Below are 10,745 nucleotides of genomic sequence, written 5' to 3' on the forward strand. Positions count from 1 at the left end.
AGTGGAATAAGAGGAATGACTTTCCGATCTGTAACAAAATAAGGAAGGGGTGTTTTGATGGGCTTGGATATAGGGAAAATCAGCTTCCGGCGATTGCGGCGGGAACATTTGCCGCAACTTTATGAATGGATCACTAAAGAGCCGCCGACGACCCGGTTTTGGGGCTATGCGCAAGGGGGGACATACGGGCAATTTGTGCAGGAATTCACAGACAGCATCAAGGGCAAAGATCCGACAAAGCCCTATATCATCTATTATGAAGAAACACCAATCGGGTATATCCAGACCTACCAGTGGAGTGACTACCCCGGCTGCGAAAAATACGAAGAGCTGCAAAAAGCCGCTGGTCTGGATGTGCTGATCGGTGCCAAAACCTATCGCAATAAAGGCCTGGGTTCCAAAGTGCTCCAGAAATTCCTGAAAGAAGTCATCTTTGCGGATTCAAAAATCCAATTCTGTGTTACTGATCCGGACGTCCGGAATACAGTGGCCATCCGGGCTTATGAAAAAACCGGATTCCGCAAGACGCGGCAAGTCGACGAAGTGTTGGATGAGCCAAGACCCGTCATGCTGATGCGCGTTGGCCGCAAAGAGGTGAAATAGCAAAACCGTTTGCCGGGAAGACTCTTCTGGCAAACGGTTTTTTCGTGCATGATGAATGTAATTCTATTGAACATTTTTTTCGCTTTCAAAGATGGCAAAATCGATGGCATCCATCGGTTTATCAATCATTCCACCATGCCCGACCGCCAGCAGCTGTGGGTTCAGATTCCGGATTTTTCGGGCGCTTTCGAGGGCAATTCGCTTGTTCCAGGTGGCAAAAGCCGGAAAAGGAAACAGCACCTTGAATGTTCCGGACACGGCAATGCCGCCGCGTGTCTGAAAAGCATCACCGGCCAGCAGGAATTGGTTTCGTGTGTCCAGCAACGAAATGGAACCGGGGGTGTGGCCAGGCGTATTGACCACTTTTAGGGATCCGACCTGATCACCCTCCTCGAGCAACCGATCCGGCTGTGTTTCGATGTTCTTGGGAACCCCACCTTTGATTGGCGAATCGGGTTCGCCGGGAAGCAAGCTGGCGTCGCCGGCCAAAAGTCGCGCATCACGTGAAGACATGCTGACGCTGGCGTCCGGCCATTCGCGTTTGACCGCATCCAGCGCACCGATATGGTCGGGATGTGCATGGGTGATGATGATTTGGGTCAACGGCTTTTTCATGACTTTGATCGTCAATAAAATCTGTTTCGCGTTAAAGCTTAAGGCAGCATCCACTAAAGTCAATTCGTTTCCTTCATCGATCACATAGCAATTCACCGGGAAAAAACGAGGCATGAACGTCAGTTGATAGAGAGGTCCTTTTTTGGTCATCTGCACAGCCAATCAGCTCCTTCTGGATGGTGTATAGTAGTCTCAGTTTACCCTGTTTGGAAAGCTTGAAATCGATGTTTTGGCAAAAAAACAGATGAAATAGATTGGGATTTATTCATATGGTGAGTGTATTTGACGGCTTCGACAGTATTTTTGTGAGATTGGACAGTATTTGTCACGTTTGGACTGTATCTAAGGAGGAATGGACTGTATATACAAAAATGGGGAAGTGAGGCTGGAGAGACTGGGTATTTTCACAAAGTGGTTCTATAAAACGAAGTGAAACGTCACATTCATCTTAATAGGCCAATTGAATCTTCTTGGAAAAGTGTTTTTAGTGTCATGAAAAGACTTTTTCGGTTCAGCTCCTTATAATAAAGAAAAGGGGGCGTTGTCGTGAAATATTTTGCAGTATTATTGCCGATGAAAGACGCTGATAAAAGCCAAAAATTTCGGCCGCAGCATCTGGCATTTCTGGAGAACATGCGCAACAGTGGACAAGTGGCAGTCAACGGCAAGTTTGCGGATGGCTCCGGCGGGCTGGTCATTTATAAAGCTGAATCGTTCCAAGACTGCGAAGCATTGGTGAAGACGGATCCTTACGTGGCAGAAGGCGCAAGGGAATACGAAATCTTTGAGTGGGAAGCGGTTTGGGCGGATAATGTTACATAAAGCTTTGGGAAATTAGTTGAGGAGGAAACTCGGTGCATGAGTTAAAAGGCGTTTTGCCGGTTTTGCGCAATATGAAGGAATTTGAACGCTTGCTGGACAGCAACCACGAATACATCATCTTTTTGGAAATCCGCTTGGCACAGCTGAAACAATTGGTGCAGGCAGCAAAAAAAGCCAAGAAGAAAGTCATCCTGCATGTGGATTTGATTCAGGGACTGAAGACGGATGCCTATGGTTTTGAATATCTTGTAAGGGAAGTGAAACCGGACGGCATTGTTTCGACGCGCAGCAATGTCATCGCGTTGGCGAAGAAAAATAATCTGCTGACGATTCAGCGCTTATTCCTGCTGGATAGCCAGGCGCTTGAACACAATATTAAGCTGATCAATCAAGTAAAACCGGACTATATTGAAATTTTGCCGGGAATCATCCCGTCGGTCATCAAGGAAGTGTTTGATAAAACAGGCATCCCAGTAATAGCAGGCGGGTTGATCCGCACAAAAGAAGACATCCAATTAGCCTACGATGGTGGGGCAAAAGCGATTTCGACATCGCAGCCTGAACTTTGGGAGTTATAAAATGTTGACAGCGTTTTCACAAACTGGTAACTTTGTATTTACAAGTTAAGAACTGTGTCGGAGAAATGGAGACCCACACTGAAATGAGCGCTTCTCAATAGAGAAGTGGCTCGGTTCAGCGTGGGTCTTTTTGTATTTTCCGGAAAATGGTTCTCGACCGAAAAACAAAGGGGTGCGAAAAAATGACGGAATTTTTAGCAGAACTGATCGGCACGATGATTTTGATTATTTTTGGTGCCGGCGTTGTAGCAGGAGTAGTATTAAAGGATTCGAAAGCTGAAAACGGCGGCTGGATCGTTGTTACCATTGCCTGGGGGTTAGCAGTCACAATGGGCGTTTATGCAGTAGGAAGTTTTTCGGGAGCACATCTAAATCCTGCAGTGACGCTTGGATTTGCCGCTGTCGGCGATTTTCCTTGGGCTAAAGTGCCGGTTTACATAGTAGCGCAAATTCTGGGCGCCATCATTGGAGGCGTAATCGTCTTCTTCAATTACTTGCCGCACTGGGAACGGACTAAGGAAGCGGAAACGAAGCTTGCCGTATTTGCGACCATTCCTGCAATCCGCCGGCCATTCTCCAATCTAGTTAGTGAAATCATCGGAACCGCTGTATTGGTCATGGGCCTCTTGTTTATCGGAGCCAATGAATTCACGGAAGGCCTGAATCCACTGATTGTCGGGGCGTTGATCGTTGCGATCGGGATGTCGCTTGGCGGCACAACCGGCTACGCCATCAATCCTGCGCGTGACCTCGGTCCCCGCATTGCGCACGCCTTGCTGCCAATTCCGGGCAAAGGCAAATCAGACTGGTCCTATGCTTGGGTACCGGTTGTGGGTCCAGTATTCGGTGGTGTTTACGGAGCTTTGTTCTATAAAGCAATGTTTACTGGCGCCTACGGACTGCCGTTTTGGATCATGAGTGTCGCCTTGTTCCTGGTTTTATTCGGTGCAGCAAGTGTAGAATTGAAAAAAGAGCGGACAACCGCTGATCAATTAGAAGAGAAAATCGTTTCATAACCATTGGAGGAGATTGTTTTGACGAAAGATTATATTTTATCCATAGACCAGGGCACAACCAGTTCACGTGCCGTATTACTGAACCATAAAGGTGAAATCTTCGAGACGGCTCAGCAGGAGTTTCAGCAGTTTTTCCCGAAACCGGGCTGGGTGGAGCATGATGCCAATGAAATTTGGACATCTGTCCTGGCATGTGTCGCAGAAGTGCTGCGCAAATCGGATATCGATCCAAGCCAGATCGCCGGCATCGGCATCACCAACCAACGTGAAACGACAGTTGTCTGGGACCGCCATACAGGTAAGCCAATCTACAAAGCCATCGTCTGGCAGTCACGCCAGACAGACGGCATCTGCAACGAGTTGAAAGAGCAGGGACTGAACGAATTGTTCCGCAAGAAAACAGGCTTGCTGATCGACGCTTATTTTTCTGGAACCAAAGTAAAATGGATTCTGGACAATGTCGAAGGCGCGCGCGAAAAAGCGGACAACGGCGATTTGATGTTCGGAACGATCGATTCGTGGCTGGTCTATAAACTGTCCGGCGGAAAAACGCACGTCACGGATTACAGCAACGCATCCCGCACCTTGATGTACAATATCTATGACCTTGAATGGGATCAGGAGCTATTGGACATCCTGACCGTGCCGAAAAGCATGCTGCCGGAAGTACGTCAGTCATCTGAAGTCTACGCCAACACCATCGATTATCATTTCTTCGGCCACGAAGTGCCGATTGCCGGCATGGCCGGGGATCAACAGGCCGCCCTTTTCGGCCAGGCGTGCTTTGAAAAAGGCATGGCGAAGAACACATACGGTACAGGCTGCTTCATGTTGATGAACACCGGTGAGGAAGGCGTTGTATCCGAGCACGGGTTATTGACGACGCTTGCTTGGGGCGTTGACGGAAAAGTCGAATATGCGCTTGAAGGCAGCATCTTCGTCGCCGGTTCAGCGATCCAGTGGCTGCGCGACGGATTGCAGATCATTGAAAGTGCACCGGAAAGTGAAGATTACGCGATGCAAGTCGAATCGACAGAAGGCGTCTATATGGTACCGGCCTTTGTGGGTCTTGGAACGCCTTATTGGGATACGGATGCACGAGGCGCTGTTTTTGGCCTGACACGCGGCACGACGAAAGCCCATTTCATCCGCGCAACGCTCGAAGCGCTCGCATACCAGACAAAAGACGTCGTTGATGTTATGATAGAAGATGCAGGGATCGAATTGAAGACCTTGCGCGTTGATGGCGGAGCGGTCGGCAATGATTTGCTGATGCAGTTCCAAAGCGACATTCTGGATGTTCCGGTGGAACGCCCGATGATCCAGGAAACGACAGCACTAGGCGCAGCTTATTTAGCCGGTCTCGCAGTCGGATTCTGGAAAGACAAAGAAGAGATCGCCCAACAATGGCAGATCGACAAGACCTTTACACGCGACATGCCGGCTGAAAAAAGCGAAGAGCTTTACGAAGGCTGGAAAAACGCGGTAACGGCAACACGATCATTCAAACCAACGAAATAACCTACAAGTTAATAATGAGAGATACACGGCCGGAGACTATGAGAGACCAAGCCAGTTTTGCAGAAGTAATTCTGCAGCTGTGCCTTGTTCTCTCTTTTTATATGTAGAAATAGCGACACAGGTTGATTCGAACTAGATTTAAAGAAGAAGAGTGTGAATTTCTATAGGACAGGGAAGTAAAGTAGAAGCGCTGTATGCTTCTATTACGTATTTACTCATTCTTTAACTCATACACAAAAAAGGAGCAGATCAATTTATGAAATTCTCAAGCTTGAACAGAAATGAACGTTATGAACAGATGAAACAGACGCAACTGGATGTATTGGTGATTGGCGGCGGCATCACAGGCGCCGGAATCGCGCTGGATGCAGCTGTGCGCGGCATGGATGCAGCGGTTGTGGAGATGCAGGATTTCGCGGCGGGTACAAGCAGCCGCTCTACTAAATTGGTTCATGGCGGTTTGCGCTACTTGAAGCAATTTGAAGTGAAGATGGTCGCGGAAGTCGGCAAAGAACGCGAAATCGTTTATGAAAATGGACCGCATGTCACGACTCCTGAGTGGATGTTATTGCCGTTCTACAAAGGCGGCACATTTGGACCACTCAGCACCAACGTCGGCCTGCGCGTCTATGACTTTTTGGCAGGCGTCAAAAAGGGCGAACGCCGCAAAATGCTGAGCAAGGAAGAAACCTTGCGACGCGAGCCGTTATTGAAGAAAAAAGGCATCAAAGGCGGCGGGTATTATGTAGAATACAAAACCGACGATGCACGTCTGACATTGGAAGTCATGAAAAAAGCTGTCGAAAAAGGTGCGATGGCAATGAACTACGCGAAAGTGAAAAGCTTCATCTATGACAACGGCAAAACTGTCGGCATTCAAGTGGAAGACCAGATCGATGGTACGATCCATGAATTGTTTGCAAAAAAAATCGTCAATGCGGCAGGGCCATGGGTCGATACCTTGCGCGACAAGGACCACTCGAAATTCGGGAAGACATTGCAGCTGACTAAAGGAATCCACCTGGTCTTTGATGGCCGCCGCTTCCCGCTGAAACAGGCAATCTATTTCGATATGCCGGATGGCCGCATGGCGTTTGCGATTCCGCGCCAGGGCAAAGTCTATGTGGGTACGACAGATACGGTCTACAAGCAGGACATTGCCCATCCGACGATGACGCTCGAGGACCGCACCTATGTCTTGAAGGCGATTGATTTCATGTTCCCGGAAGTGGCGATTACAGAAGCGGATATCGAATCCAGCTGGGCTGGATTGCGGCCGTTGATCCATGAAGAAGGCAAAGACCCATCCGAGATTTCACGGAAAGATGAAATCTTCGTATCGGATTCCGGATTGATTTCGATTGCAGGCGGAAAATTGACCGGCTACCGTAAAATGGGCGAAAGCATCATCAATTTGGTGGCAGAACAATTGCAGAAAGAAGAAGGAGCCAAGTATCCGAAGAGTTCGACCAAACGCCTGCCGATTTCCGGAGGCGAAGTGGGCGGTTCGAAAGGTTTTGAAACCTTTATGGCCGACCGCATCCATCAGGCAGCAAGTATGGGATTGACACATGACGCGATGCGTATGCTCGTCAACCGCTACGGGGCGAATGTCGATAAAGTTCTGCGCTTCTATACAACCGGACTGGAAGAAGCGGCACGCGCCGGACTTGATCCTTTAGTCTATGCGATGCTCCGTTATTCACTGGAATACGAAGCAGCCTTCAAGCCGATCGATTTCTTTATTCGCCGTACTGGTGCCTTGTACTTTGATATCCACTGGGTGCATGCACATAAAGAAGCGGTCATCACCTATCTGACTAGCCTGCTTGGCTGGACTGCTGAACAAACAGCGGAGTACCGTGCTGAATTGGAAGGCTTATTGTATGAAGCAGTCCATCCCGTTGAAGTTTCCTCCCAAAGCTTAAGTTTGAAATAAATCTGTCCCGTCCGTAATCATTTAGTTGATTGCGGACGTTTTTTTTTTGAAATGGACTAGGAAAATAGTTCCTCCTGCATTATAATTGATAAAAAAATAATATTTTGATAAAAATAAAGAGAGTGGGAGCGTAATCATGAAAAAAACGAGGTGTCTATTTGTTATTTTACTAATGTTCACCGCATTTGCAGTCAACGGAAATGCTGCTTTTGCAAAAGCTGATCCACAGCAGGTGATTGTGAAGTTTAAAGAGGAGAACCAAACAGCTATTGGTGCAGCGGATACTTCTGCAGTCAGCCGAAAGGGGCAGACGGCTATGACGGCTTTGGAAGTACCGGCAGGCAAAACTGCTGAAGCTTTCATGGATGAGTTGAAAGAGCGGGGGAATGTTGAATTTGTTGAACCGGATTACCGGATCGAGTTGGCCTATACGCCGAATGACCCGGACTTTTCCGGCCTTCAGTACCATCATCAACGGATTGAAACGGCTCCTGCATGGGACCAGACCCGAGGGTCAGCCGACGTGGTTGTAGCAGTGATTGACGATGGGATGGATGTCGCACATCCTGAATTGGCAAAGCAGTTTATAGCGCCGTATGATGCGCTAACAAAACAGGCAGGAACCATTAGCCCAAGCCTCCATGGCACACATGTTGCAGGTTTGATTGCAGGTTCTGCTGACAACGGGATTTGGGGTACAGGTGTTGCCCCGCACACGAAGATTCTGCCGATAGATGTGTTCGACGATGAAGGGTACGCCTATACCTCCGATTTGATTCACGGGATTGAGCATGCAATGGCGGCAAATGTCGATATCATCAACATGAGTTTAGGATCCTATAATTACAGCAAGGCGATGGATCAAGCGATACAGAAAGCGCATAAGCAGGGCATCGTCATTGTGGCTGCCGCAGGAAATGATGGAACGCGCAATGCGCATTATCCATCTTCCTTGGCCAATGTTATTTCAGTAGGAGCTGTAACCAGCAATGACACCAGCTCCTTATTTTCAAATAAAGGCCCTACTATTGACGTTACAGCTCCTGGAACAGATGTCTATTCCTCGTTGCCTGGCAATCTTTTCGGTCCCTTGAGTGGAACTTCGATGGCAGCCCCTATTGTTTCGGGAGTAGCAGCATTAATAAAAGCGGATCAGCCGTCCCTTAGCAATAAAGAGATCGAAGACCGGATTTTTTCTTCGGCAGATGATCTAGGGAAAATCGGGCGGGACGATGTATATGGGAATGGGCGGGTCAACGCCAAAAAAGCGCTGGAATAATCTGAAGAAGAAATCAAGTAGCTGTGGACCTTCCTTACTATATGGCACCACAGCTTTTTCTTGTAGTAGTTTGAAACCATACTTCAGTAATGTAGAAGTTTATTCTTACAAAGGTTATAATAATGAAATATTCAGAAAAATTAAAGGCTGGTGAACATATGAAGCGGGCGCGGCAAAAAAGTTTCTGGCAGGTAGTGGCGTTAAGCGGCGCGGTCGGCGCGATCCTTTACATCACTCATGTCATTATGGGTGGCATCCTGTGGGATGGCTATAGCCATGTGCGGCAGACAATCAGTGAACTGACCGGCAACGGGGCACCGGATGCAGAAATGCTGAGGATCTTTACGCTGGGGTATGGCATTCTTGCTGTCCTGTTTTCAATAGCTGTTTATGTCCTTTTCCGCAAATACAAAATTGTTGGCATTGCCCGATTCGGCGCAATCCTGCTGATCATCATGAATACGGCTTCACTGATCGGCTATACGTTGTTTCCGTTGGAGCAGGGAGGAGCCGTGCTGACTTTCGGCAATTTTATGCATTTGGCAATTACAGCCATTGTGGTGATTGCAACAGTCGGTGCGTTGTTTGCCATCGGTTATGGTTTGTGGCTGACCAAAGATTTCAGGGGAATCGGTTTGATTACACTTATATGTGCGGTCATCATCGTGCTGGCAGGAGTGGCGACGCCGATTGTATTGAATAATGAGTTGCCTTATGCCGGATTAGTGGAGCGGATCACGATTTTCACCCTGCAGCTCTGGATGTTCGTGCTGTCTGTTTATCTCTATAGGCTGCCGAGGATCATAAATATGGATGTTAAGCGGGTCGGTCTCATGGAAGTCTATAAGGAACGCTGAAAAAGCCGGACCAGGGAAACCACTCCTGTCCAGCTTTTTTTTTATTGTTGTGCTTTTTCAGCGATTGGAGCATTGCGGTCTTTGAAAATGAATTTCTTGCTGAAGATGTAATTAGCGACCAGCACAATGACATTGGCCAGAATTTTAGAGACTGTGCCGTTGATGCTCAGTAATCCGACCAATACCATCATGGTGCCCAAATCCATGAAGAAGGACAGGACACGGAACCCAAAAAATGAACTCATTTCTGCAAAACGGTCGCGCCAATTGGTGGTGACGCTTTTGAAGACATAGCGTTTATTGACAAGGTAAGCGAAGACGACGGCGAACAGCCAGGCAATGGTTGTTGATATGCGGTAATCCAGATTGAACTGTACTTCGCAGATCCAATAGACCACAATATTGACGACAGTGGTCAAGCCGCCCATGATCAGGTACATGAGAATGCTGCGCCAGTCTTTTGTTAAAATCTTTTTCATGAAATTCCCCGTTCTTTTATATCCGATGACTATGAATAGAGTAGTTTGGGTATGCTGCTGGATACTTTGGAAACTGCTTAGAGTATCCAGTCGCTTCCGATTTACAGTTTACCGCACTTCAGTTGGCATCGAAAGTAAATTAGGGACGACTTTATGTATTTTACGAAAAATATTGCTATTTTTAGTTGATTTCACATATTCTCCAGCCATAATGGGTAAAGAAGTATATTGAACGGCAACTGGATAGTTGCCAAGCTGAAACTGGAGGATGAGCAGATGAGAAAAATGAACCGGGGAATGATTACCTCTTTAAGTGCAATCGGAGTGGCGCAAGCGTTAAAGATTGTCACGCATAAAACGGTGACAGGAGAGTGGGATTGGAAGCAAGCCTTTACGACGGGCGGCATGCCAAGTTCCCACTCAGCAGGTGTGTCGGCACTGGCTTCATACGTAGCGGCCAATAAAGGCGCGCGTCATACAGAAACAGCATTGGCCATCGTATTCGGGGTCATCGTCATGTACGATGCACAGGGTATACGCCGCCATACGGGTGAAATCGCACGGCTGGTCAATGATTTGGAAGACAGCTTTGTGAAGTTTTCCGGAGAATTTCCTAGCTTTGAATTTGTCCAACGCGAAAAGGAATTGAAGGAGTTGCTCGGCCATCAGCCAGTTGAAGTGGTTGCGGGTGCAGCTTTCGGCACCATCCTCGGATTGGTTTCAGCTGCGATTGAAAATCGCGTGCGTGAAATCGAAGAAAAAGAAGGACGCTCCAGAGCACAATTGCCATACGACGGCCGCAGCCGCCGATTGACACGAGCCCATTAAAAAACAGCCATCCCTTTCGCGGGATGGCTGTTTTTTTGTCTGGATTGTGCAGTGCGAAAAGCGCGACCGCACCTCAAACGGCAAAGACCGCACCTCGCGCAGGCATAACCGCACCTCAAACGGCAAAGACCGCACCTCGCACCACGATAACCGCACCTAAAGCGCCCAAGACCGCACCTCGCCAAATAAAAAAGGAAGGCGCGCAGCC

The 10,745-nt window shown here is 48.1% G+C and carries 11 protein-coding genes; 9 read left to right on the forward strand and 2 right to left on the reverse strand.

All coding sequences use genetic code 11. The features are described from left to right. Positions 1–57 precede the first annotated feature (57 nt). Complete coding sequence (locus ACRC6Q_RS05040; protein WP_223634385.1) at positions 58–603, forward strand: GNAT family N-acetyltransferase; 546 nt, start codon at positions 58–60, stop codon at positions 601–603. 63 nt (positions 604–666) lie between these two features. Here ACRC6Q_RS05040 and ACRC6Q_RS05045 read toward each other — a convergent pair whose 3' ends face one another. Next, positions 667–1,374, reverse strand: a complete 708-nt coding sequence (locus ACRC6Q_RS05045; protein ID WP_431465983.1) for an MBL fold metallo-hydrolase — start codon at positions 1,372–1,374, stop codon at positions 667–669. A 390-nt stretch (positions 1,375–1,764) separates the two neighbouring features. Between ACRC6Q_RS05045 and ACRC6Q_RS05050 the strand changes: the two genes are divergently transcribed. The 7 genes from ACRC6Q_RS05050 to ACRC6Q_RS05080 all read left to right on the forward strand — a co-directional run bounded on the left by ACRC6Q_RS05050 (position 1,765) and on the right by ACRC6Q_RS05080 (position 9,230). After that, on the forward strand, positions 1,765–2,040 hold the full coding sequence (locus tag ACRC6Q_RS05050; RefSeq protein WP_223634379.1) for a YciI family protein: 276 nt from the start codon (positions 1,765–1,767) through the stop codon (positions 2,038–2,040). A 32-nt stretch (positions 2,041–2,072) separates the two neighbouring features. Next, on the forward strand, positions 2,073–2,618 hold the full coding sequence (locus ACRC6Q_RS05055) for a glycerol-3-phosphate responsive antiterminator (protein WP_223634377.1): 546 nt from the start codon (positions 2,073–2,075) through the stop codon (positions 2,616–2,618). A gap of 182 nt (positions 2,619–2,800) precedes the next feature. Then, entirely contained in the window at positions 2,801–3,634 is an 834-nt protein-coding gene (locus tag ACRC6Q_RS05060; protein WP_223634375.1) for an MIP/aquaporin family protein, read from the forward strand. 18 nt (positions 3,635–3,652) lie between these two features. Next, positions 3,653–5,155, forward strand: coding sequence for a glycerol kinase GlpK (glpK, locus tag ACRC6Q_RS05065; protein ID WP_223634373.1), 1,503 nt, complete (start codon positions 3,653–3,655; stop codon positions 5,153–5,155). 256 nt (positions 5,156–5,411) lie between these two features. Beyond that, positions 5,412–7,094, forward strand: a complete 1,683-nt coding sequence (locus ACRC6Q_RS05070) for a glycerol-3-phosphate dehydrogenase/oxidase (RefSeq protein WP_223634370.1) — start codon at positions 5,412–5,414, stop codon at positions 7,092–7,094. Between the two features lie 136 nt (positions 7,095–7,230). Further along, complete coding sequence (locus tag ACRC6Q_RS05075; protein ID WP_431465984.1) at positions 7,231–8,373, forward strand: S8 family peptidase; 1,143 nt, start codon at positions 7,231–7,233, stop codon at positions 8,371–8,373. 122 nt (positions 8,374–8,495) lie between these two features. Then, on the forward strand, positions 8,496–9,230 hold the full coding sequence (locus tag ACRC6Q_RS05080) for a DUF998 domain-containing protein (RefSeq protein ID WP_223634366.1): 735 nt from the start codon (positions 8,496–8,498) through the stop codon (positions 9,228–9,230). A 41-nt stretch (positions 9,231–9,271) separates the two neighbouring features. Here ACRC6Q_RS05080 and ACRC6Q_RS05085 read toward each other — a convergent pair whose 3' ends face one another. Continuing rightward, the gene (locus ACRC6Q_RS05085) at positions 9,272–9,709 is read right to left on the reverse strand and encodes a GtrA family protein (protein WP_223634364.1); all 438 of its coding nucleotides are present in this window, start codon (positions 9,707–9,709) and stop codon (positions 9,272–9,274) included. A 276-nt stretch (positions 9,710–9,985) separates the two neighbouring features. On the opposite strand from ACRC6Q_RS05085, the gene ACRC6Q_RS05090 reads away from it, so the two are divergent. Beyond that, positions 9,986–10,537 carry a divergent PAP2 family protein gene (locus tag ACRC6Q_RS05090; RefSeq protein ID WP_223634362.1) on the forward strand — a complete coding sequence of 184 codons (552 nt, stop codon included), beginning with the start codon at positions 9,986–9,988 and terminating at the stop codon, positions 10,535–10,537. Positions 10,538–10,745 lie beyond the last annotated feature (208 nt).

This window comes from Planococcus sp. SE5232, from assembly GCF_050686535.1.
In the GTDB taxonomy this organism is placed as follows: Bacteria; Bacillota; Bacilli; order Bacillales_A; family Planococcaceae; genus Planococcus.